Origin of the sequence: Nocardia miyunensis NBRC 108239 (assembly GCF_001613065.1) — a bacterium.
GTDB classification, from domain to species: domain Bacteria; phylum Actinomycetota; class Actinomycetes; order Mycobacteriales; family Mycobacteriaceae; genus Nocardia; species Nocardia miyunensis.
Window position 1 is genome coordinate 1 of sequence record NZ_BDBQ01000023.1, and the last position, 25,737, is coordinate 25,737.

A 25,737-nucleotide genomic window follows, 5' to 3' on the forward strand; every position below is an offset into this window, starting at 1 on the left:
GCCGCGGCGGTGATGCGTTCGGTCTCCACCCTATCGAGTACGGGAATGCGTTGCAGCGCAACAGTATCGATGCGCCCGGCCGCATCGAGCGGCAGTGCGCCGGGCAGGGTGACCACGGCGTCCGGGACGAGTGCGCGCGGTACGTCGTCGTCGAGCAGGCGCAGTACCGCGCGGCCTTCGATGGCGGTGGTGCGTGAGACGTAGGCGACGGTTTCGCGCAGGCCCGAGGCATTCGTGCGTTCGAGTACGGCGGCTTCGCGCAACTGCGGCAGAGTCAGCAGGGCATCGCGGATGCGGGCGGCGAGCACCGGCCCGCGCCCGGTCCAGACCGCGGTGTCCGCGCGGTCGGCGTCGATCCGCAATCGCGTCCCGATGACGGCGCCGCGCAATCCGGTCGGCCTGCCGTCGATGTGGATCGCGCCGCGGAAACCGTGTGGTACCACCGTGTCGAAGGAGTCCCGCACGGTCAGCTCGCCGGTGCTGTGGGCACTCGCGTCGGCGTCGACCCGCAGGTACCAGCCGCGGGCCTCGTCGCCGTAGACAGTATGGGCGTGGACGGGGGCGGCCACGGACTCGCCGACGACGATGGCCGTGCCCGCGAAGCCGGACAGTTCCGCGCCGGAGCCGAGTGCCACGTCCGCGGCGTCCCGCGTGTCGCTGATCCACCCGAATTCTCGTGCTGCCCAGAGTATGTCGGCTGCGTGTGCCGCGTCGCCGAGCCAGATCGCCCGATCCGCGCCGCCGGGGAACCACGCCCGCATGGTGCGCACCTGCGCGGTCACGGTCGCGCGGTCCAGCAGGACCCGGCCGCCCGGAGCCGTCGCGAGGATCGCGGGCAGGTCGGGCGGGAGGTCGACGGGTGGCGCAGCGGTGACGTCGGCGGATTCGACACTGCCCGGTGCGTGCAGCGGGCGGGCTCCCGGCGTCCGGAAGCCGACGGCGAACCAGTTCTCGGGCCGGTACGCGCGATCGGCGGCGGAGATCTCCTGTGCCAGAGCCACATCCGAGTCACGCGGGTCCAAGGGCAGCCATACGCCGCCGCGCCGCAGCGTCGCGAGCGCGGCGATCAGCACATCGCTCGAGTGCGGATGCCCGGAAGTCGCGACGACGTCGCCCGGCCGCATTCCCGCTTCGCGCAGCACGGCCTCGTATCGCGCGACCGCGTCGGTGTCGAGACCGAAGGCCGCGTCCGTCAGCGACTCTCGGTGCGCCGGAGAGGCGGGCGACGTCGACTCGGTGGGCTGCCGGAGTCGATCGGCTCCGAGATGCGCTGCGGTGTTGTGACCGAAACGCTGGTCCGCCAGAAACTCTCGGTGATCCCCTGAAGCGGGCGGCGTCGATTCGGTGGGCGGCGTGCGGTTGTCGCGTTCGACATCCGGTGGGGCGTTGTTGCCGAAATGGTGGTCCGGTCCGGGCTCTCGGCGCGCCGGAGAAGCGGTCGAGGTCGATTCGGCGGGCGGCGCGAGCCGATCAGGATCGAGATCGGCTGCGGTGTTGTGACCGAAAGGCCGGTCCGATGGTGACTTTCGATGGACCGGGGAGGCGGGCAGCACGGACTCGGCGGGTAGCGTGAGCTGGTTGAACTCGAGATCCGGTGCGGCGCAGCAGCTTCGAAGCATCGTGGTGAAGGTGCGCGCCAATTGTTCTACGGTGTCCGCGTCGAACAGGTCGGTGCTGTAGACCAGCGCCGCGCGCAGGCGGTCGGGATGCTCCCAGATGTGCAGTTCCAGCTCGAATCGGGTGGAGCGTTCGTCCTCGTCGATGCGCACCACGTCGAGGCCGGCGAAGCGGACTCGCGCGTCGGCGAAGTTCTGCAACGCGAACAGCAGCGGGAACGTCACCTCGCTGGTGTCCCGCGTGCGGCGCAGGGCGGGCACGATCTGCTCGACGGGCGCGTCCTGGTGGGCGAAGACGTCCATGGTGGCGGCGCGCACGCGGGCCAGCAGGGCACGGAAGGTCGGCTGCCCGCTCAGGTCGACCGGGATCGGCAGCGTATTGACGAACAGGCCGATCAGATCGACGATCTGCGGATTGTCGCGGTTGGCCAGAAGTGTCGCGGCGGTGACGCTCTCGCAGCCGCCGCTGGCCCGCGAGACGGTCGCGGACCAGGCCGCCAGCAGCACCATGTACAGCGTCGCGCCGTCGCCGCGGGCCAGCGCACGGGCGGCATCGGCGGTCGTGGCGTCGATATCGAACTCGTGACGCGCCCCGCTCGAGGTGCGCGTGGCCGTGCGCGGACGGTCGGTCGGCACGGCCGAGTCGGCCAGGCCGCGCGGGAAAAGCCCGCGCCAGTGCGCGATTTCCGCCTCGAGCGCGGTCTGATCGGCTTTGCCGTGCTGCCACTCGGAGTAGTCGGCGTACTGGATGTCCAAGGTGGGCAACGCAACCGGGACATCCCCGACGCGCGCCCGATAGAACGCGTCGAGTTCGCCGAGCAGAATCTTCAGTGAAATGCCGTCGACCACGATGTGGTGCACCACGATCGCCAGCAACCGGTCCTCACCGCCGAGGTCGAGCAATGCCGCCCGCAGCGCACCGGGCTCGCCCAGGTCGAATGGCGCATCGATGAGGCCGCGCAGCACCTCGGCCACGGCGGGCCGGTCGACCAGCTCGGCGTCGGAGGCATCACTCGCCTCGACGTGATTCCGGACCAGCTCGAACCGGCCGCGCGGATGCACCCGCTGCTGGAGTTCGCCGTCCACATCGGCGAACGAGGTGCGCAGCTGCTCCTGACGCTCGATCACATCCTCGAACGCTCCGGTGAGCGCGCCGACGTCCAGCGGCCCGCGAATGCGCAGCAGCAGCGGGACGTGATACGACGGATCCGCGGGATCGAGCCTGTGCAGGAACCACATTCGCTGCTGGGCGAAGGATGCGGGAAAGTTCAATGTCTCGCTCATGACCGCACCGCACGCCGCGCGCTGGGGATGATCACGTCCACCGACCGGTGCGCGCCGCTGTCCGAACGGGCGCGTTCGACCAGTTCGGCCAGCCCGGTGACGGTCAGATTCCCGGAGGAGAAGAACTGTTTGACCGACAGGCTCACACCCAGCTCCTTGCGCAGACTGGTCACCAGCTGCATCGCCAGCAGCGATTCGCCGCCGAGGTCGAAGAAGTCGTCGTCGGCGCCCACCTTGTCGATGCCCAGCACCGCCTGCCATGCCTCGGCGATGCGGGCCTGAAGCGGTCCGTCCGGTTCGCGGTAGGGGACCGACAGGGCGGGCCGGGCGTTGAATGCCGAACCGCCGCCGAACATTCCGCGACCGGCCGGAGCCTGCTGGGGTGCGTCGGAGGTGGCGGTGAGTGCGCGGGAGCCGACGATCAGCGCGTGGTCCACCGGCGCGACGTCGTACGTGTCGGCGTCGGACTGCACTCGCACATCGGCGAATCCGGCGCCGCGCAGCAACTCGGCCCACTGCTTGGGGGAGACCAGCGGTGAATGGGTGCGCATCGAGTCGGTGAAGTACCACCAGCCCTCGAACAGACCCGCGGTCAGCATCGAAACACGGCGCTGCTGAGCGGATTCCAGCAGCAGCAGGCTGCCGCCGGGGGCGAGCAGCGAGTGCACCTCGGCGACCGTCGTGGCCAGCTCCGGGGTGGCGTGCAGCACGTTGAACGCGAGCACCACGTCGAACTGCTCGGTGAAGCCCTGCGCCTCGGCGTCCGAGGTGACGTCCAGCACCCCGAAGCGCATCCAGTCGTAGCCCTGCTCCCGGGCCTGGCGCTGTGCGGCGACGACGAACGAGCGCCCGAGGTCGGTGAAGGTGTACTCGACCGGAGTGCCGTGCACCGCCTCGGCCACCGCCCAGGTCAGATAGCCCTGGCCCGCACCGACTTCCAGGATCCGCAGCGGCCGGTCGCGTCCGGCGGCGAGTTCGCGCAGAGCCGAGCCGACCAGGCGGGTGTAGATCGCGACGTCGCTGTGTGCGAGACGCTTGTCGACCACATCGGTCGAGCGATCGTCCGACCCGTTCGCGAACATCACCTCGGTACCGGCGATTTCACCGGTGCACACCTGCAGGTAGCGGGCCGAGCAGTAGTCCAGGAAGGCCAGTTCCTCCTCGGCATCGGGGTACTGCGTCAGCAGCGCGGCCCGTTCGCGGTCGAGTTCGCCCTCGTCGCAGGGCTTCTCGGTGATGCGCAGGCGATCGCCCTCGCGCACGGCGTAACCGTCGGCGAGCAGCAGGGACAGCAGCGCGTCGAAGAAGCGCTCGTAGGGCGCGACGAACTTCTGCTCGGTGGCGATCGCCGCCGGGTCGATGAGCGTGCCCGGCGCTGTGGCGCAACCGATCTCGCGCAGGAACCGGGCGACGTACAGCGCGCAGAGCGCCTCGAGCCGCGAATCCAGGCCCTGTTCGACGTGTTCGACCGGAATCTGCTGGCGCAGTTCGTTTTCGCGTCGATCCAGGTAGCCGAACAGGTCGAAGCGGCGCGGCGCGCTGCGGGCGGGCGGGTCGATCCAGAACCGGCGACGCTCGTAGGCATAGCCCGGCAGGGTCACCTTCCGCGCGTCCGCAGACCCGGTGAGCGCCAGATCCACCGCGCCGCCCCCGGCCCAGATGCCGCCGAGCGCGGCGCGCAGGACGACCCGGTCGTCGCTCTCGTCACGGCGATGCCGCATGGCCGGTGGCGCGACCGCGTCCTTACCCGCCTGCAATTCGATCAGCCGCGTCATTCCGCGTCCGGGCCCGGCCTCGACGAACAGCGGCGAATGCTCCCGGACCAGGGTGTCGATGCCGTCGGCGAAGCGCACGGTCTGCCGGGTGTGACGCAGCCAGTAGTCGGGATCGGCGGCCTCGGCCGCGGTCAGCCAGGTGCCGGAGACGTTGGAGATCACCGGGATTCGCGGTTCGCCCAGCGATACCGTCGCCAGAACCTTTGCCAGTGCGGGTAATTCGGGATCCAGCAGCGACGAGTGCACCGCGGGCAGCGGCAGCCGGTTGACGTCGACGCCCTTGGCCTCGAGTACGGCCTCCAGCGCGGCGATCTCGTCGACGGGGCCGGACACCGTGGTGTGCAGCGGCCCGTTGATCGTGGCGATGCCGAGATTCGCGCTCAGATACTCGTCGAGCTCGTCCGTGCCGAGCAGCACGCTGGTGGCCGCGCCGCCCGCCCGGTCGAGCAGGCGGGCGCGCTCGACCACCACCCGGATCGTGTCCTCGAGACTCATCACGCCCGCGATGCACGCCGCGCTGTATTCACCGAGGCTGTGCCCGATGAGCGCGGCGGGCGTGACGCCGTAGCCGGTCAGGGTCGCCGCGAGTCCGATCTCGGTGGCGACGATCCCCACGAAAGCGACTGCCGAATCGCCGGATTCGGCGAATCCTTCCGGATCGTGCAGGTGCGTGATCAGGTCGACGCCGGTCAACGGTTCGGCGACCTTCGCCGCCGCGTCGATGACGTCGCGGAAGGCCGGTTCGGAGGTGTAGAGCCCCAGGCCCATCTGCGCATAATCGGTGCCGCCGCCGGGCAGAACGAAGACGACCGGCCGGTCCGCGCGGGCATGCGCGGGTGATGCGGCGGCGAGTGCGTCGCATGCCGCATCGATTCCGGAGGCCGCGACGGCCGTGCGATAGTCGTAGTCCTCGCGACCGACGCGCAGGGTGTGCGCGACGTCGGCCAGGGGGAGTTGCGGGTGGGCCCGCAGATGCGCCGCCAGCTGCTCGACAGCCTTTCCGAGTGCCTCCGGGGTGCGTGCGGAGAGGGCGAGAACCTCAGGGGCGCGGATGTTTTCGTCTGCTCGCGCGGGTTGTTGCGGCGCCCGCCCGAGGATGACGTGGGCGTTGGTGCCGCCGATCCCGAAGGAACTGACCGCGGCCAGCTCCGGCAGGGATTCGTCCCATTCGGTGGCGGCGGTGGCGACCCGGAACGGGCTGGCGTCGATATCGAACAGCGGGTTCGGCGCGGTATAGTGCAGGCTCGGCGGAATCGTCCGATTCTCAAGGGCCAGAACGGTTTTGATGAATCCCGCGACGCCCGCCGCGGCATCCAGATGGCCGAGGTTCGTCTTCACCGAGCCGAGCAGGCAGTAACCCGTGCGGTCGGTGCCGGTGCGGAACGCGTCGTCCAGGGCGCGCAACTCGATCGGATCGCCCACCGGTGTGCCGGTGCCGTGCGCCTCGACGTATCCGATGTCCTCCGGGGTAGTCCCGGCCGCGGCCTGCGCGGCGAGGATGACCTCCACCTGACCGGGGGCACTTGGCGCGCCGTAACCGGCCTTGCGGTTGCCGTCGTTGTTGACCGCGGAACCCTTGATCACCGCGCGGATCGGATCGCCGTCGGCCAGCGCGTCGGCCAGGCGCTTGAGCACGACCACGCCCACGCCGTCACCGGGGAACATGCCGTTGGCGCCCGCGTCGAAGGCGCGGCAGCGGCCGTCCGGGGACAGCGGGCCGTCGGTGATCGCCTGATAGCCCTGGTGCGGATTGGGATTCAGCGACGCGCCGCCCGCGAGGGCCACATCGCACTGGTAGCTCAGCAGATCCTGGCAGGCCACGTGGATCGCCACCAGCGAGGTGGAACAGGCGGTCTGCACGCTCATCGCCGGACCGGTCAGACCGAGTTTGTAGGCCACCCGGGTGGCGATGCCGCCGGGTGAGCTGCCCGAGGTGGCGGGCAGCGACGCCATCGAATTCGTCTGATCCATGACGTGCGGATAGACGTTCTCCAGGAAATAGCGGCTCTGACTGGCGCCCGCGTACACCCCGATCCGGCCGTCGAAGCGGTCGGGCACCTGCCCGGACTGCTGTAGCGCCTGATGGCAGCACTCCAGGAACAGGCGTTGCTGCGGGTCGATCAGCTCCGCCTCCGACGGGCGGTAGCCGAAGAAATCCGCGTCGAACTGGTCGATACCCTCGACCGAGGACGCTACCCGGACCAGCGTGGGATCGGTGTACTCGGCCTCGGTCCCGCCCCCGGCGAGGAACTGCTCGAGCGTGAATTCCCTTGCGCCCTCGCGGCCTTCGATCAGGTTGTCCCAGAACGTCGCCAGATCCGGTGCGCCGGGGAACCGGCCGTCCATGCCGATCACCGCGATCGCGTCGGCGTCGGGCCCTTCGGATAAATCCTCGAATTCGGTGCTGCCGGTCATCTGAACTTCCTTCCGGGCCGTGGTCAGGCTGGTGAGTGTGGCGTGGAATTCGCCGAGCAGGGAGTCGATCTCGTCGGCGCGATAGCGGTCGCGATCCGCGACGACACCGAGCGAGCGTCCGCCGCCGCTGTCGACGGATTCGAGGACGAGATCGAATCTCGCGGTGGCCAATTCGATCGGGGTGAGGGTGGCGCGCACGCCGTCGAGTGCCAGCTGGTCAGCCAGTTCGCCGCGTGCGGAGAAGACGGCATCGAACAGCGGGCCGGATTCGCCCGGCCGGGCCGCGCGCTGATCGGCCACCACGACATCGAACGGAACCTGCTGGTGCGCATAGGCTTCGATACTCTTCGCGGCGACCTCGGCGAGTGGATCTGCGGCGGTGAGATCGATATCGACGAGTACGAGATTGCCGAAATTGCCGACTACCGATTCCGCCCCCGGCGCGCCGCGGTCGATCACCGGCACGGCCAGCGTGACCGCATCGCGGCCGGTGCGATGTCCGATCGTCAGCGCCGCGGCCGTCATCAGTACCGCTGTCTCCGAGATCCCTAGTGTACGTGCGGATTCGGCAATCGCTGTCCGGTCCGATGCGGTCAGCTCCTGGACCGTTCTGCGGCCGCCGCGTGGCGGCAAGGTCGAACCCGGGCGGGTCCGCAGGGGACGTGAACGCCAGTAATCGCGGGCGGCGGTGTACTCGACGTCGTGCGAGTGGTCGGCTTCCGCCAGCGCGTAATCCAGATACCTGCCTGCCGGGTTCGGCGTGGGGACCTGGCCATCTCGCCGGGCGCGATAGGCCGCCGAGAGATCGCCGAACAGAATGTCCCAGCAGTTGTTGTCGAATGCGATGTGGTGCAACACGATCCACAACAGCCAACCACCCCCGGCCTCGTCCCGGGCCAGCCCCGCCCGGATCGGCAGTTCCGAACTCAGGTCGAACGGGCGGACCGCTTCGTCGTGTGCGCGGGCGATGGGGTCGGGTTCGCTGATTCGGGTGACCTCGAGGGGCTGAACCCCATCTGCGTGGGTGGTCCGGTCGGCATCGTTCGCCCGTGTCACCTCGAAGGACCGGACCGCTTCGGCTCGAGTGTGGCCGGTCGGGTCGGAAGTCACCTCGAGCTGCTGAACCGGGTCGGTCTCGGTGTGGGCGGTCGGTCCGTGACTGCTGGCGGGTGCTGCCCCGGAGGGCCAGTCCAGAATGTGTTGTGCGGGTGAACCGTTCGCGTCGATACGATAGATCGTGCGCAAAACGGTGTGCCGGGCGACCACGTCGGACAGGGCCGCGCACAGGGCGTCCGGGTCGAGGGCGTCGTCGAGTCGGATCGTCACCGCCAGGTGGTTGGCGGCGCTGCCGGGGGCGAGGCGTTCGGCGAACCACATGCGTCGTTGAGCGGCCGAGAGTGGTCCGGTGGCCGGTGCGGGTCCGCTCGCGAAGGTGGTCCGGTGGGCGGTGTGCTCGGGTGCGGGTCCGCCGTCGAGGGTGCGACGAGCGGCTTGCTCGATCGCCGGGCCCGCGTGCGCGAGGAGTTCGCGCGCGCAGGTCGCGACGTCGATACCGGCCAGCACGGCGCGTGCGGACACCTCGCAGCCGGCCAGTTCCCGCCGCAATCGGGCCAGAATCCTGGTGGCGGACAACGAATCTCCGCCGAGTGCGAAGAAGTTGTCGCGCGGGCCGACCCGGTCCAGGCAGAGCACGTCGGCCCAGGCGGCGGCGATCACCGTGGTCAGTGCCGCGTCCGAGGTGTGGTCCGCGTCCGAGGTGTGGTCCGCGTCCGCCGACACCGACTCGCTCAGGGCCGCTTGCCCGCGCGCGGTCAGCTCGGCGCGATCGACCTTGCCGCCCGCGGTGAGCGGCAGCGCGTCCAGGACCAGGATCCGGCTGGGCACCAGGTATCCCGCGACGCGACCGAGCAGATGGGCGCGCAGGGTCGGCTCGTCGGTGTCGGCCACCACGTGGGCGATCAGTGCGCGATGTCCCGGGCCGGAGGTCTGCGCCACCGCCGTGACGACGGCGTGCTCCACATCCGGGTGACTGCGCAGCGCCGCCTCCACGGCCGAGGGCTCGACCCGGCGACCGCGCAACTGGACCTGCGAATCGCGCCGGCCGATGAACTCCAGCGTGCCGTCCGGCCGACGTCGGCCCAGATCGCCTGTGCGATAGAGCCTTTCGCCGATAGCCGGATGCCGGACGAATCGTTCCGCGGTCAGTTCCGGATTGCCCAGGTACTCCCGAGCCACACCGAGTCCGCTGCAACACATTTCGCCGACCACCCAGTCCGGGCATTCGAATCCGCGCTCGTCGAGCAGGTGGTAGCGCGCGCCGGGAATGGGCTTGCCGTAGGGCACGCTGATCCAATCCCGGTAGTCGGCCGGATCGCCGACCCGATGCCAGATGTTCCACAGGGTCGTCTCCGTCGGGCCGCCCACGCTGACGAGTTCGGCGGCATCGAAGACGGCACGATAGTCGGCGGCCAGCTCGAGCGGAAACCAGTCTCCCCCGAGGAAACTCACCCGCAGCGGGACCGGGCCGAGATCGGCCGCCGGGTTCTCGCGGTGGTAGTCCAGCAGCATCCGCATCATCGCCGGTACCGAATTCCACAGGGTGACACCGTGTTCGGACATCAGTGCCAGCCAATGTTCCGGATCGGTGCGCCCGGCGGCATCGGGCACCACGACGCAGCCGCCCGCGCCCAGGACACCGAATACATCGAACAGCGACATGTCGTGGTGCAGCGCGGTCACCGCCAGCGACCGATCATCCGGCCCGAGGGCGAACGCGCGTGCCGTGGCACGCAGGCAGTTGACCACGCCGCCGTGCTCGACCGCGACCAGTTTGGGTTCGCCGGTCGATCCCGATGTCGGCAGGAGATAGGCCAGGCTGTGCGCGTCGGTCGTGGTCTCCGGGAGTCCGAGCCGAGGGGAGGAGGCGAGCCGGTCGACGGCCAGCGTGGGCGGTGCGTTGTCCGGCAATACTCGCTCGGTCGCGGTGTCGGTCAGCACCGCGATCGGCCGGGCGCGGTCCAGCAGCGCGCCGATCGATGCCGTCGGCAACTCGGGATCGATCGGCAGATAAGCCATTCCGGCACACAGCGCCCCGACCGCCGCCGCGATCTGCTCGGGCGATTTTGCCATGACGATCGCCACGATCGGTTCGGCCACATCGGGTTCCGGTGCCACCTCCCGCAGCCACCACGCGATAGCGGCCGCTCGGGCATGCAACTGCGCGTAGGTGTACTCGCTTCCATCCGCACCGCGCACCGCCGGAGCATCGGGACGCACCCGAACCTGCTCCAGGAATGCATTGTGCGCCAGCGCGGATTCCTCGACGAGTGACGAAACACTCTCGTGCACAGCTTCATCGGGAAGCTGGTCCGCGCGCCGAACATGATCGGCGCTGCGCCACGTCTGTCCGTCGGTCAGGGGCGTGCCGTCCGGACTGGTGGGATCGTTGCTGCGCCAGGCCTGTTCGTCGGTCGGGTGTGTGCCATCCACCCGGCTGGTGGAATCTGTGCCGCGCCGCGCTTGTTCGTTGTTCGCGAATGCCGCATCGAATCCGATCGGATCATCGCTGCGCCAATGGGTTTCGTCGTCGGCGAGGTTGCGCAGTAGGGTCGACCAAGCCGTGAACATCGCCTCGATGACGCCGGGCCGCAGCACATCCTGCACGTAGTCCCAGTTGATGTAGAGCTCGCCGAGTCGCTCCTCGAGTTGTACGTCGAGATACACCTGGGGTGTGGAGGTGATGTGGTAGACCGGCTCGAGGGCGCGCACGAGCGCCGAATCGCCCTTGGAGAAGGCCAATGTGCTGGTCAGTACCACGGGCATCAGGACCGGGCCGTGCTCGGTGCCGTGCAGCTCCCCGAGTCTGCGCAGCAGTTCCGTGCCGCTGATCACGCCGTACTCGAGCGCCTCCCACATTCGGCGCTGCGCCCGGAAGGCGAAGTCGGCGAACGGCTCCCGTTCGCTCGCGTCGACGTCGAGCAGGGTGAAGGTGGCGAATTCACCGGCGACGTCCTGCACGCCGTCCAGCAGTTCGTTGCGGCCCATGCGCGGAACGTTCAACGTGAAGCGCGGTGTGGCGCTCCAGTGCGCGACAACCTGCGCGAACGCGGCGACCATCAGCCCGCTGGCGGTGAGCCCGTGCTCGGTGGCGCGGGTCCGCAAGCGGGACCAGGTCGAGGCGTCCAGGCAGTCGTCGAGCCGGTCGAATCGGGGGTGGGTCACCGATTCCGGCTCGCGTCGCAGCGGAAGTTGTGGCGGGCCGGGCAGATCCGGCAGCACGCGTTCCCAGTACTCGTGTGCCTCGGCGATGTCCGCTGGATCGGTGAGATCCTGGGCCGCGAGCACGTAATCGCGGAACGAGCAGGTCAGCGGGGGCGGCGTCGCGCTGGGATCGTCGTAGTAGATCGACAGATCACGCAGCAGCACATGCCAACTCGCGTAATCAAGTGTCAATCCGTCGATGCCGACGTGCACGTGTGCGCGTACCTCCTCCGGCCGGTCGGTGTCGGCCAGCAGCGACAGCGTCAGGCCGAAGATCGGATAGCGGTCGGCAGCGCGGACCTCGTGCGCCATCGTTTCGCGGATCGCCGCCAGCTCCGCCGCGGCGCCCGACTCGTCGAGTCCGCGCAGATCCCGCAGGACCAGACCGGAATCGGGCACCTCGGGCAATATCCGCTGCGTGGCGGTGCGCGGGTCCACCACCGCGCGCAGCATGTCGTGCCGGTCCACCACGCGCGCCCAGGCCGCCGCGAAACGGTCCGGGTCGATCACGCAGCGATATTCGAGATACGCGTGCGTGGAGACGTTACCGAGCGGATAGAAGTCACCGCGCCCGATGAGGTAGGCCCGCTGAGTGTCGGTCAGCGGGAACGGCTCGTAGCGTTCGGTGGTCATCTTTTGTTCCTTCGGCGTGCGGCGGCCGCCCGCTGTGCGGTCTTGGCCGCCTCGGCGCGTCGGCGGGCTGCGGCGACCGCGTCGCTGTCGACCCGGACGTCCGGACCGGACTCGCCCGCATCGCCGGTTCGCCGCTTGTCCAGATGTGCGGCGAGCTGCCCGATCGTGGTGTGCTCGAACAACTCCAGCAGGGCGATCTCGATGTCGAATTCGGCGTCGATCAGGTTCTGCACGCGCACCATGGCCATGGAATGGCCGCCGAGTTCGAAGAAGTTGCGGTTCGATCCGACCGATTCGACGCCCAGTACCTCGCACCAGATCCGGGCCAGGGTCAGCTCGGTGTCGCCGCTGGGCGCGATGCGGTCGGGCGTCTCGTCCTGTGGCGGAACGGCCAACGCGGCCAGTCCTTTTCGGTCGACCTTGCCCGCATCGGTCAGCGGGATATGGTCCAGGACGGTGATGCCGCGCGGAACCATGAAGGCCGGAACCCACCGGGTGAACCACTGCCGCAGCGTGGTGACATCGCACTGCGCGCCGTCTTCGGGCTGGCAGAACGCCGCGAGTTCACCGTCGGCGTCGAGGACGACCGCGGCCCGGCGCACCGCCGGGTGCCGCATGGCCACAGCCTCCAACTCCGGCAGTTCCACCCGGTGCCCGTGCACCTTGACCTGATGATCGACCCGGCCGCAGAATTGCAGCTCCCCGGTCGCGGTGAACTTGGCCAGATCGCCGGTCCGATAGAGCCGGGTGCCGGGCAGTCCGGAAACCACGTCGGCGACAAAGGATTCCGCGCTTCGCGCAGGTGCGTTGACATAGCCGCGACCCAGCGGCAGCCCGCCGATGTACAGTTCGCCCACCATGCCGACGGGCACGGGACGCAACCGGCGATCCAGAACGTACACGCGCGCACCGGGATTGGGCACACCCATGGTGACCGCCGTACTCGCACCGCCCGAGGGGGTGTACCTGCGGCACGCCACCCCGATCGTCGCCTCGGCCGGTCCGTACCCGTGGAACATGGTGGCCTCGGGGAAGGCGGCGGCGAATCGCCGGTACAGCTCGTCGGTCAAAGCCTCACCGCCGCACCACACATAGCGCAGCGAACGGGCCCGGGTGGCGCTGTCGCGGCGGTCGAGGATGAGATCGAGCATCGAGGCCACGACGTAGAAGAAGGTGACCCTGTCGCGTTCGATCACCTCGAGCAGATGCCCGATATCGGCCTCGCGCTCGGGAGCCACGACGGCGAGCCTGCCGCCGACCGCCAGCGGCAGGAAGATCTCGTTGATCGAGATGTCGAATCCCAGCGGCGCTTTGAACAGCACGGCGTCGTACGGGCCGAATTGCAGCAGATCCTGCTGCCAGCGCAGCCGGTAACCGATCGCGCCGTGCCGGATCATGACGCCCTTTGGCGTTCCGGTCGAGCCGGAGGTGAACATCACGTACGCGAGTTGCTCCGGATCGACCGTCGGCAGCGGGTGCCGACCGGGCTCTGCTTCGGCTCGCACATCGATCACCGAGATACCCTGCGGCAGAGCATCTGTCGCGGATGGATCGGCGATCATGAGCGATACGCCCGCCTGCGCGAGCACCTGTCGGCGGCGCTCGGACGGCCAGGTCGTGTCGACCGGCACGAAGGCCGCGCCCGCGCGCATCACGCCCAGCAGCGACACGACGTAGTCGATACCGCGCGGCAGCGACACCGCGACGATCTGCTCGCGCGCGACGCCCGCGTCCAGCAGCCTGCGGGCCAGGCGCTCGGAGGCGTCGAGCAGTTCGCGGTAGGTGATCGTCGCCGAATCGGTGGTGATGGCGATCGCCGCCGGATCGCGGCGAGCGGCCTCGAGCACGAGTTCGGGCACCGCGGGCGGACGAGCGCCGCGCGGAATTCCGGTGCTCGAGACGTCGGCCGAATCCGGGTGCCCCGCGCCGGTCCATCCCGTGCGCAGCAGTTCGCGCTGGGTGGCCGGGACGATCGAGACGTCGGCCAGCGCCGAATCAGGCTCGGCGGCAAGGTATTCCAATGCCGCGGTAATCGCCTCGGCGAGACGGGCGATGGTCTCGACGGCGAAGATGTCCAGCGCGCCGGTCACCGCGCCCCGGATGCGGCCGTCCTCCTCCCAGACGTTGCACACCAGATCGAATCGGGCGGTGTCGACCCGGTCGACGATCGGCTCGCCGACGGCCCCGCCCATGCGCAGGGGTTGCACCGGCTGCTGGCCGATCACCATGGCCTGCGGGATCGGTGTCCGGCTGGCGGTGGCGTCCCAGCCGAGGTCCGCCGCCAGTTCGTCGAAGGCCACCGACTGGTGGGCCAGCGCCTCGCCGATGGTGTCGCGCACCTGGTCGAGCAGGGCGCTGAAGGCGAGGTCGGGTGAAATGCGTTCGCGCAGCAGGACCGTGTCGGCGAAGCAGCCGACCGCGTCGCGTTCGGCGGCGTCGAGGCGGCCGTGGGTGACGGTGCCGGTAAGGATGTCGGTCTGCCCCGTGAGCCGGTGCAGCACCGTGATGAATGCCGCGGTGACGAGCGCGAACGTGCTCGCGTGATGACGTTGCGCGAGCGTGCGAAGTTCGGCCGACGGTTGCGCGTCGAGGTCGAAGGTGTGCGCATGACCTGCGAAGCTGGGCGTGTCCGGACGCGGACGGTCGGCCGGCAGGTCGAGCACGGCGGGCTCGCCCGCCAGGCGCTCACGCCAATAGTCCAGTGCCGCAGCACGTTCCGCGCGGCTCGCGGGATCCTCGCGACGCAGCATGAGATCGGGGAACTGCGCGACGGTGGCGGGCACCCGCGGGGCACGCGCCTCGAGGTCGGCCGCGTACAGCTCGGCCAGTTCGGCGTGCAGGACGGCCACGCTCATACCGTCGGCGATGCTGTGGTGCGCGCACAGCAGCATCAGGTGCGGTCCGTCCGGATCCCCGGCGGGCGCGAAGGCCAGCCGCACCAGCGGTCCGGTACCGAGATCGAATGGGGCCGAGTCGATCTCGGCGATCCACTGTTCGGCGGTGCGGTCGTCGCGGCCGCGAACCGTGAGGATGTCCACGGTGTCGTCCGGCTCGTCGACGACGGCGAACGGAGTGTTCTCGTGCACGACGAATCGGGTTCGCAGCGCGGCGTGCCGGGCCAGCAGCCGCTTGGCCGCGCGTCGCAGCGCCTCGATGTCGACCGCGCCGCGCAACCGCATCGGGAATCCGATGTTGTAGGCGCTCGAGGCCGGGTAGAGCTGCATGAACAGCCACATCCGCCGCTGTGCGGCGCTGAGCGGTATCCGCATGCCCGGCTGCCAGCTGGGCGTGTCGGCGATGGTCGAGACGTGCTCGCGCGTGTCGATCACGGCCGCCAGCTGGGCGGGAGTCGTTGCCTCGGAGAGCAATTCGCGGATCGACAGATCCACGGCACAGGCCGCGCGCAGGCGGTCGACGATGCGCGCCGCCAGCAGCGAGTGTCCACCGAGGTCGAAGAATTCGTCATCCACGCCGATCCGGTCGAAGCCGAACTCAGCGGCCCAGATTCGCGTCACCGTGGTCTCGGTGGCCGAGCTCGGCGCGACGTAGGGTGGCAGCGTGATCGGCCGGGTATGGACCGAATCGCTCGGCTCCGCGGCGACGTATTCGGTTGTCGCCGTTGGTGGGTCGGCCGCCCAGCAGCGCTGTCGCAGATACGGATGACCGGGCAGGGCGAGCCGGACCGGGGTGTGCCCGCCGCGCAGGATGGCCGGATCGATATCGGTGCGGTCGTCGAGCCAGGCCCGGCCGACCGCGCGCAGTGTCGCGAGATACTTCTCGCCGGTGAGCAGATCGACGTCGACGCCGGGCGAGGTGTCCGCGGCCGATGCGTCGGCGGCCGCCACCTCGAAGTTCGAGGACTCGTGCGAGTCCTCGCGCAGTACGCGTTCGGCGTCGGCCGGATCGGTGACGAGGAACGCGGCCCGCACCGCATGGGACCGCCGACCGGACTGCAACGTCCACGCGAACGCGCGCAGATCCGTATCGTGATGCGTGGCAAGGTAATCGGCCAGTTCCTTACGCATATCGCGCAACTGAACGGTACTGCGGGCGGACAGGGTCAGCAGTTCGGCGGCTCGCTGCGGCGCGGCGGGCGCGCGATGCGGAGCCTGCGCGAGGACGGCGTGGGCATTGGTGCCGCCCAGCCCGAAGATGTGCACGCCCGCGCGTCGCACCCGCCCGGACTCGTGCTCGGGCCAGGCCCGCAGTTCGGGGTTGACCGTGAAGGGGGTGGCGTCGAAGTCGATGCGCGGATTGAGCGGCGCGGAGTTGATACTCGGCGGCAGCTCCTCATGCGTGAGCGAGAGCAGCACCTTGGCCAGGCCGAGCGCTCCCGCGGCGGCCCAGGTGTCGCCCACATTGGGTTTGTGCGTGCCGATCAACACGCGGTGACCGCGATCGTTCAGCAGGCCCTCGATACCCTCGCTCAGGGCCGCGATCTCGATCTCGTCGCCGAGTGCCGTTCCGGTGCCGTGGGTTTCGAGGTAGTCCAGATCGTCGGCCTCGATCCCCGCGACGCTCAGCGCCTCGGCGACCGCCTCGGCCTGCGCACCGGGGTCGGGTGCGGCGAATCCGGCCTTACCCGCGCCGTCGTTGTTCACCGCCGTCGCTTCCAGGACGCCCAGAATGGGATCCCCGTCGGCGATCGCGTCGGCGAGTCGCCGCAGCGCCAGTACCGCGACGCCGTCGCCAGGTGTGGTGCCGTCGGCGTCGGCGGAGAAGGCGCGGCAGTGTCCGTCGGGCGAGTTGATGCCGCCCTCGCGGTAGCGGTAGCCGGTGTACTGCGGCACATAGACCGTCGCGCCGCCGGCCAGGGCCAGATCGGATTGCCCCGCCAGCAGGCTCTGCGCGGCCAGGTGCACCGCGACCAGCGAGGTCGCGCATCCGGCCTGCACGTTGACCGCGGGACCGCGCAGGCCCAGCGACCAGGCGATGCGCGCGGCCAGGAAATCTTTGCTGTTGCCGAGCAGATGGTCCATGCGCGCGGCCGGATCGCGGCGCTCGAGCGGGAGCAGATGGTGCTGGTAGTACGAATCCGGGCCGGATCCGGCGAACACGCTGATCGCGCCGTCGAATCGGGCCGGGTCGATGGCCGCGGATTCCAGGGTCTCACTGGCGCATTCGAGTAGCAGCCGCAATTGCGGGTCGGTCGTCTCGGCCTCACGCGGGGTGAGGCCGAAACAACCCGGATCGAACTGTTCGATGCCGTCCAGGACCGGCCGCGTGCGGACCAGCGCCGGATCGGCGATCTCGGCCTCGCTCAGGCCGGATCTGCGCAGTTGCTCGTCGGTGAAGGTGGTCAGCGCCTCGCGGCCCTCGCGCAGCAGTGCCCAGAACTGCTCGGGCGTCTGCGCTCCCGCAGTGCGCAGCGCCATGCCGACCACCGCGACGCTGTCCTCGCCGATCGGGCGCTCGCTCATCGATTCGGTCATGACGCGTCCGAGGCGGTGGTGTCGGTCAGCCGCAGCCAGGCGGCGAGCGTCGGCTCGGACATCATTTCGGCGAACCTCAAGCGGATTCCCTCGCGCTTGAGCAGACCCGAAATCTTCATCACGCGTACCGAATCCAGGCCCAGGGCCATGAGATTGGCGTCGGAGTCCAGAGATTCGGCGTCGGCCCCCATCGCTTCACCGACCAGTTTGCGCAAGAGATCGTCAGGGTTCGGCTTGTCGGACATCAGTATTTCTTCTTCCGTCGAGATTCGTGCGGTAGTCGATCCGATGAGCCGCTCAATCGGAAGACGGTGATTGTTGCCGCATGCGGTGCAGGAACGGGCAGCCGCCGCTGGGCACGTCCGATTCGTTGTCGTCGGGAAGGAAGTACTGCCGCCATTCCCGGTTGTCCGCATCGCCGTAGTTGCCCAGCACAGAGGACGGTTCCAGGCCGTCGTCGAATGCGACCAATCTCTTGCGAATACGCTTGCGCGCCAATTGACCCGCTCTGGTGTCGGGTTTGATGTTCTCGAACACCCACTGCGGTTGGAAGGTGATGTAGAAGATCGGGCTGTAGCGGCTGCGGCGACGGACATGCGCCGGATTGCTGCAGACCACGAACATCGGGGTGCCGTCGAAGACGTACTCCCACATGGGATCGTCGGTCTCGGGCGGAATGTCCTCGGGCCACGGGACCCGATCGCCGTCGTGCAGGTCCTGGAGGATGTCCCAGAACGTCCGGTAGTATCCGGCCAGCGAATCGTTCGGTTCCTTGGTCTGGAAGAAGACGATCAGCGAGGTCTCGCGGGAGATGGACTTGTACATCGAGAGATATCGCCGGAGAATGACGCGGAGTTCCTCGCGCGCGCTCTGATCGTAGAGTTCGTCGATGAATCCGAATCGCAGGCCCTCGGTCAATGCCCCGCGCACCGCGAATGTGCACGGAAAACCGTTCTCGGGCAAGCCGATCAGGTCCAGCAGCTCCGTGCCGTGCTTGATACCCCATTCGGGCAGGGGGCCGAATGTCATTCGGCGCAGGGCATCGGATTCGGTTGTCTCGCTGGTACTTTCACTCCCCATCAGATGATCTTCCGTAGTAAATCATCGGGAATGATCGGCTGGTGGTAGGTGCATACTCCGGACAGCACGGTGGAGCCGTGCAGTCGCGAGACCGGGATGAGAATCTTGTCGCCGGTGAACAATTCGATCTTGTGGGTGGCGTTGTTCCAGAAGTGCATCTGCCCTTCCTCGATCATCACCAGCCGATGCTCGTTGTGCACATGCGTGGTCGAGGTCTCCTCCTCGCTCTCCACGAAGGTGTCCAGATCCACCACGATGTTGTTGTCCTCGAGGTAGCGGTGGATCTTCTCGGCGTACTCCTGATGCAGTTCGATCTGATCGGCCCAGCTCAGCTGGGCGGCCAGATCCTGGTGCCACAGCTCGTGCAGGCGCTCGGCGGCGATGAATCCGCGCCGGAACGCACGCGGGGCGTCCTCGCCGTAGGAGACCACCAGCGCATCGAGGACCTCGGGCAGGAATTCGTCCAGGTCGACGGACCACCCGATACCCAGGTCGAATCCGGCGAAATTCGTCTCCGCGCGCAGGCCCCGCTCGAGGATCGGCCGCAGCGCGGCGGTGTCGCGCTGTCCGGCCAGGTGCGAAAACGCAGCCGCGCCAACGAGTTCGGGCAGGCGCCCGGGATCGGCGGCCAGCGACAGCAGGTGATTGCCGCGCGCGAGCGAGGTGCCCAGCAGTAGCTGCCACTGCCCGCCCGGGGTCTGCGCCAGGTCCGCGGCGTCCAGCAGGTCGCGGTAGGCCGAGCGCAGCGATATCCACTGCTGATAGGTGCCCAGCAGTGCGGCCTGCAAGCCGTCGAGGCGACGCGGGTATTCGCCGATGCCCCTGCGGCCCAGCGCCTCCCGGACGGCGGGCATGAAGCCGTGGTACTGCATGGTCACGAATACGGCGGATTCTCTTGTGCCGCTGAGCTTTTCGGTGAGTTTCGCGGCCTCCGGAGTATTCTCCGACAGGCGCTGCGCGGCGTTCCGCACCAGCTCCAGCGCGTCCGCGGCGGTGGTGGCCCGCTCGCCCTCGGCATCGTCGAGGAAGTCGAACAGGTGGCGTTCGAGGACCGGACGCGCGAGCGCCGATCGCACTCGGTTGTCCCGGCTGTAGAAGTCGGCGCGGTCCTGGGAGACGGTGTCGATGCCGTCGGCGGGCGCGACGAGGGTGGACTCGAGGTCGTAGATGTTGCGCAGCATGCGGTGGCCGAGCAGGGCGCTCAGGCGCAGCGCCTTCTCCGGCGGCATCGTGTTGTGGTACTTGACCCATGCCAGATCGTCGGGCCGCACCGGCCTGCGGTACGGGTTGCCGGGCGTGGTGAGTTCGCTCCATTCCGCGGCGCGAAATGCCGGATTCGAGGCGAACGCGACGACGATGGCGTTCGGATCGGTGGTGTCTGGGAGGTCCGGCAGCGGCCGGTGGACAGTGCCCACGTCTTATCTATCCCTTCGATCACAGGCACCCAGTACGGATCGAACCGTCTAAGGGAACCCTTAGTGAGGCAAGGCTACATTAACAATTTGAAACGTCGGCGTCGAGTCCTTGTGCGATGTCGCACGGGTAATCTATTGCGGCACAATGGAATGCGTGCCAATTCTCGGCGCACAGCGGTAGCGCCGCGACGAGAATCGCCGCGGCGCCAGCGCTGTCGTTGATTCAGAGCTTTCCGAAGACTCCGTCGAACTTGGTCAGCAACCAGGCCGTGGTCCGCGCGGTCGGAAGCCGCAGTGCGGAACTGACATCCGCGTCGGTGGCCAGATAGGTGCCGTGCTGTACGGCGGGCAGCTGCTTGAACAGGGCCTGATCCTCGAGCTGCGCGGACGCGCCCGGTGTCATGTATCCGACGGACAGCAGATCCGAGTTCAGCAGGTCGAGTCGTTCCATGCTGATCTTCCCGTTCAGGCCGCCGAGGCCGCCGGTCAGGCCGTGCAGCGAGTCGGGGATCTTCATGCCCAGGGATTCGAAGAACTTGTTGGCGTTGTCATCCGGATTCGTGATGACCTCGATATTCGTCGGATCGACGAAGAGGCTGACGGCGAACGTCTTTCCGGCCAGCTTCGGATACTTCTGCTTGGCGTCGGCCAGCGCCTTGTCGGTGGATTCGATGACGGGCTTGGCGTCCGCCTCGCGGCCCAGCAGCTTGCCGACCAGGGTGGTGTCGTCCTGCCAGGAGTCCAGCGCACCGGCCTTCAGCGACGGGATCGTCGGCGCCAGTTTACTCAGCTTGTCGTACTCGTCCTTGGACAGGATGAGCCCGCCGCCGAGAATCAGATCCGGTTGCAGCGCCGCGATCTTCTCCTCCGGCACCGTCCCGCCCGGCCCGAGGGGCAGCTTGGTGACCCCGGCGAGATTCGAATTGCCTTGATCCCAGGCGTAATCCGCATTGGTCATGGGGTTGGGCAGATATCCCGCGGGCTTGGTGTTCAGGCTGATCAGCGCGTCGGTGAAGGTCGGGGACAGTGACACGATGCGGGTCGGCTTGTTCTTCACGACGGTCTGCCCGAAGGCGTGGTCGACGGTCACCGCCTGATAGGCGGCCGTGCTCGACGTCGTGGAATCCGAGTCCGTGTTGCCGCACCCCGCGGCGAACGCGATCGCGCCCAGGGCGAGTGATGTCGCGGCCACTCGCCGGAGAATCGGGCGCGTCCGCTTGCGCAGTGTTGTCGGTGAAGCCATGGAGTGCAGTACCTCTCAGAAATTCTTACTTAGGTAAGGCAATCCTATAATGGTCACCCGTTCAGGTAAAGATCGTCGATGCGGGATGGGCTGTCCGCTGGATCACCCATCCCGCCCCGACTGCCGCGTCGGCTCGCGCGGCCCGCTCAGGCCGGACGCCCGCCCGCGGGCTCGCTCGCACGATCGCGCAGCCGCCACGACCTGGCCCGCTGCTGCTCTCGCCAGAACCGGGCGTACTCGCCGTCCGCAGCGAAAAGCTCTGTGTGCGAACCGGATTCGATGACCTTGCCGCCCCGCAGGTACACCACGTGATCGGCGTCGGCGATGGTGGAGAGCTGATGGGCGATGATGAGCAGGGTGCGGCCCCGGCCCAATTCGCCCAGGGCCGCGGCGATCGCGGCCTCGTTCCGCGCGTCCAGGGCCGAGGACGCCTCGTCCAGCAGGACGATCGGCGCGTCCTTGAGCAGTGCCCGCGCGATCGAAACCCGTTGCCGCTCACCACCGGACAGGATGTTCCCGCCCGCGCCGACCGGGTTCTGCCAGCCCTGCGGCAGGCGCTCGACGATGGAATCGACCTGAGCCAGACTCGCCGCCCGGCGGACCTCGGCCTCGGTGGCGTCCGGCTTGCCGACGCGGATGTTGGCCTCGAGCGTGTCGTCGAAGAGGTAGACGTCCTGCGGTACCAACGCGATTCGGTCCATCAGGTCCTCACCGCGCAGGTCCCGCACGTCCACGCCGTCGACCCGCACGCTGCCCGAGTTCGCGTCCCAGAACCGGGCGACCAGGTTCACGATCGTGGTCTTACCCGAACCGGACGGTCCGACCAGGGCGGTGGTGCTGCCCGCGGGCACGGTGATGTTCACCTGGGAGAGCACATCGATGCCCTCGCGGTAGCCGAAGCGCACATCGCGCAGTTCGATCGCGTTACCCGTGCTCGTGGCCTTCGCCGACGAATCCGGCTCGGCCAGTTCGGGATGCGACAGCAGCGCATCGATGCGGCCCAGTGCGGCGGCGGAACCGCCGATCAGCAGCAGCGCCGTGGAGATCTTGCCGATCGGGCGCAGCGCCCAGATGCCGAAGACCGCCGCGGTGATCAGCCGCGCCAGCTCGTGCGGTCCCAATTGCCAAGCGCCGCTGCCGATCACGACGGTGACCGCGAGCACGATGACGTAGCCGAGCTGGACGCTCAGCTCGCCTACGTTGAGTCCGGCCGTGGCCCGCAGGATCTGCTTGTTCGTCGTCGCGTGCCGGTTGCGCAGCGCGCCGGACAGCTCGCCCAGACCGCGATCCTCGCGGCCGCTGGCGCGCAGCACGGGCTGGGTCTGCGAGAATTCGATCAGCCTGGCGTTGGCGTCCGCGACCGCGGCGGCCTCGTCGGCGTCCGCCCGCGCGATCGGCTTGGCGACGGCGCGTTGCAGCACCCACAGCAGCGGGACGACGATCAGCACGGCGAGGGTGATCGGCCAGTCCAGGAACAGCAGGACCACCAGCACGATCACCGGCGGGATGACCGTCTCGGCAATGGTTTTGAGCGCCAGGACGACTCCCAGCGGCGCCTGGCTGCCGCCGGTGACCAGCGCGGTCACCGATCCGGCGCTGGTCGAGTCGAACCAGCCCAGCGGCAGCGCGATGATCTTGTCGGCCAGCCGGGCGAACAGCTCGCGCCGCAGCGTCGCGGCCACGTGCGTGCCGAGGTGTTCCATGACCGCGTTGACCACCCAGTAGGCCGCGACCACGACCGTGAGCGGGATCAGCCACCACCCGGCCGCGCCGATGTCGCGGCGCAGCAGCTCGAGCAGCACCGGAACGCACAGCGCCACAGCGATTCCCTCGAGCACCGCGTTGCCGGCGCTCGCGGCGATGAGCAGGCGGATGCGCCGGCGCGCGGCGTCGCCGAAGATCTTGTCGAGAAGGGCGATCATGCGCGCGCTCCGATCGTCGTGGTCTGCAACTGCCACAGCTTCGCGTATTCGCCTGTGGCGTCGAGCAATTCCTGATGGGTGCCGCGTTCGGCCACCGCGCCGTCCACCAGCACCGCGATCTGATCGGCGTGCACGACCGTGTGCAGGCGGTGCGCGATGACCAGCAGGGTGCGGCCGCGAGCCAGCTCCGAGAGTGCGTCCTGAACCGCCGCTTCGGATTCCGGGTCCGCGTACGCGGTCGCCTCGTCCAGGACCAGCACCGGGGTGTCGGCCAGCAGCGTCCGCGCGATGCTCAGGCGCTGCCGTTCGCCGCCGGACAGGGCGGCGTCCTCACCGAGCACGGTGTCGTATCCGTCCGGCAGCGCCAGGATCCGGTCGTGGATCTGGGCGGCCCGCGCGACGCGTTCGATGTCCTCCTGCGTGGCGTCCGGGCGGGCCAGGGCGATGTTGGCCCGCACGGTGGCGCGCAGCAGAGCGACGTCCTGGAAGACGAATCCCACTGTGCCGTAAAGCGTTTGGGCGTCCAGAGTCGAAATCGGCACGCCGTCGATCTCGATGCTGCCCTCGGTCGGATCGTAGAACCGCGCGAGCAGCTGACCCACGGTCGACTTGCCCGCGCCCGAGGGGCCGACCAGCGCGGTCATCGTGCCCGGGGCGAGTTCGAGATCGAGTCCCCGCAGGACCGTGCGCTGCCCGTCGTAGGAGAAGCTGACATTCTTCATCGAGACGCGTCGTGCGCCCTCGGCCGTTGGCAGCGTCGCGGAATTCGCGGGCTCGGCCATCTCGGGAACGTCCAGGATCTGGCCGATGCGTTCGGCCATCGACTGCGCCTTGTTCGGCATCGGGATGCCGATGCGCAGCTTGGGCAGAATCAGGTTCAGGTACAGCGGGGTGGTGACGTCGAACAGCGTCAGGCCCAGCAGCAGGAATGCGATGACGTTGACCGGCTTGGCATCCCACGTCGCCAGCAGCAGCGTCGCCAGGGCCAGCACGATCAGCGCGACCGTGCCCGGCGCGACGGTGGCGCGGGTGCACGCGCGCAGCGTCGCGATGTTGTTGGTGAGGCTCTCGTCGGCGTCGGCGTACTCGGCCGCCGCGCGCCGGAACCGCGCGTGGGCGCCGTAGGCGGTGTCGGGGGTGGGATCGCTGTCCTCGTCGGCCCGGTGGAACACCTTGGACACGGTGATGCCCTGCACGAGCTCGACCGCCGCCGAACCCATCTGCGCCGAGGCGCCGGCCACCACCCCGTACGATGGAATGATCTTGCGGGTCAGGAAGTTTCGGATCAGCTGGGCGATGGTGACCAGGACGACCACGGCCAGCGCCAGCCGCCAGTCCAGCACGAACAGGTAGAGGACCACGACGATTCCGGCGACCACGGATCCGGCGAGTTCGGGTTTGCGGTGGGCGACCTCCTCGTGCAGGCCCGCGACGTCGTCCTGGACGACGGCCTTGGTCTTACCCGCGGCGTCCGAGGAGTACCAGCCCAGCGGGAGCCGGGCCAGGTGCCCGGCCAGCCGCATTCGCAGCGACAGGCCCAGATCGGCGTCGGCGCGGTGGGCGACGATCGAGGACGCGATACCGCACAGCGCGCCCAGCACGAGCGCGATCGCCGCGACGAGCACCCAGACCCACAGGTGCGCGCGCGAGGCGCCGCCGTCCAGGATGAGTCCGGCGATGTTGACCGTGGCGATGACCGGCACCACCGCGAGCGCGGCCGACAGCGATTCGGCGACCGCCGCGACAGTGACCGGCCCGCGTACCTGCTCTGTCAACGTATCGACGCGATGCTGAGCGTCGTTGGGTACCATGGAAACTCCCTAGTGGTCACGACGTCGCTGCGCCTCGGGTACGCATAAGCGGAGCCGTGCAATCGTTTGCGATCTTTGGTTAGGCTAAGCTTAACTCAAACATCGCGGCGTGGAGCGACGCCCGCTCACCAGGAGGAATCTCGTGCCATCCATGCCCGGATTGCTGGCCACCCTCACCGAGAAATCTTTCGGCCATCGCGCGAGCATCGCGGCGATCGAGCAGATCTCGCCCAATTTCCGCCGCGTCGACCTGCGGGTCGAACCGCTGAAGTCGGGTTGGAAGGCGGGACAGGACATCCAGTTCCGGATCGACGACAACACCTTCCGGCACTATTCGGTGATGGCCGTGGACGATACGGGCACGGCGATTTCGGTGCTGTTCCACCAGGGCGTCGATGGTCCCGGGAGCCGCTGGGCCGCCGCCTTGAGCGTCGGTGATGACGTGATCGCTCTCGGGATGAACACGCCCGCGCCGAAATATCGGGGCGATCGGCATCTCTATCTGGGCGACGGATCCGCCGTCGGCGTGATCCACGGCCTGGCCGCGACACAGAATGCGAACGGCACGGCGTCGGGTGCGGTCGAGGTGCCCGCCGAGGATCGCGAAGCGCTCGCGGGACTGCTGCCCGGAATCGACGTACTCCCCGCCGAGCCGGTGCCCGGCACTGCGGTAGCCGAATGGATCGAAGCGACGGCATCGACCGAGGCCCGATACGACGCGGCCTCGCTCTTCGGCCACGCGCAGTCGATCCAGCGACAGCGCCGAATCCTGTTGGACCGCACCGAATTGTCGAAGAAGTCGATCACCACCAAGCCGTACTGGGCAACCGGAAAAGTCGGCCTGTGAGCGA

10 protein-coding genes are annotated in these 25,737 nt (G+C 68.6%); 1 reads left to right on the forward strand and 9 read right to left on the reverse strand.

The features are described from left to right. The 9 genes from NM2_RS09990 to NM2_RS10030 all read right to left on the reverse strand — a co-directional run. On the reverse strand, positions 1–2,900 hold a 2,900-nt coding region (locus NM2_RS09990), incomplete at its 3' end, for a condensation domain-containing protein (protein WP_245717940.1). Beyond that, entirely contained in the window at positions 2,897–11,983 is a 9,087-nt protein-coding gene (locus NM2_RS09995; protein WP_067666930.1) for a hybrid non-ribosomal peptide synthetase/type I polyketide synthase, read from the reverse strand. The genes NM2_RS09995 and NM2_RS09990, both read right to left, overlap by 4 nt. Beyond that, positions 11,980–17,415: a non-ribosomal peptide synthetase gene (locus NM2_RS10000; RefSeq protein WP_067666932.1), complete on the reverse strand. Its 5,436-nt coding sequence runs from the start codon at positions 17,413–17,415 to the stop codon at positions 11,980–11,982. The genes NM2_RS09995 and NM2_RS10000 overlap by 4 nt, the downstream gene beginning before the upstream one ends. Then, positions 17,412–17,660, reverse strand: coding sequence for a phosphopantetheine-binding protein (locus NM2_RS50155; RefSeq protein ID WP_067666934.1), 249 nt, complete (start codon positions 17,658–17,660; stop codon positions 17,412–17,414). Before NM2_RS50155 ends, NM2_RS10000 begins: the two co-directional genes overlap by 4 nt. 52 nt (positions 17,661–17,712) lie before the next feature. Continuing rightward, entirely contained in the window at positions 17,713–18,495 is a 783-nt protein-coding gene (locus tag NM2_RS10010; protein WP_084530652.1) for a YqcI/YcgG family protein, read from the reverse strand. Then, a complete protein-coding gene (locus tag NM2_RS10015; protein WP_067666936.1) occupies positions 18,495–19,910 on the reverse strand; it encodes a cupin domain-containing protein in 1,416 nt (471 codons plus the stop codon). Before NM2_RS10015 ends, NM2_RS10010 begins: the two co-directional genes overlap by 1 nt. Before the next feature lie 223 nt (positions 19,911–20,133). Then, positions 20,134–21,153, reverse strand: coding sequence for an ABC transporter substrate-binding protein (locus tag NM2_RS10020; RefSeq protein ID WP_084530653.1), 1,020 nt, complete (start codon positions 21,151–21,153; stop codon positions 20,134–20,136). Positions 21,154–21,299: 146 nt separating this feature from the next. Continuing rightward, entirely contained in the window at positions 21,300–23,075 is a 1,776-nt protein-coding gene (locus NM2_RS10025) for an ABC transporter ATP-binding protein (protein ID WP_067666940.1), read from the reverse strand. Next, positions 23,072–24,886, reverse strand: coding sequence for an ABC transporter ATP-binding protein (locus NM2_RS10030; protein ID WP_067666942.1), 1,815 nt, complete (start codon positions 24,884–24,886; stop codon positions 23,072–23,074). The genes NM2_RS10025 and NM2_RS10030 overlap by 4 nt, the downstream gene beginning before the upstream one ends. A gap of 142 nt (positions 24,887–25,028) precedes the next feature. Here NM2_RS10030 and NM2_RS10035 point away from each other — a divergent pair, with 142 nt between their 5' ends. Further along, a complete protein-coding gene (locus NM2_RS10035) occupies positions 25,029–25,733 on the forward strand; it encodes a siderophore-interacting protein (protein ID WP_067666944.1) in 705 nt (234 codons plus the stop codon). Positions 25,734–25,737: the final 4 nt, after the last annotated feature.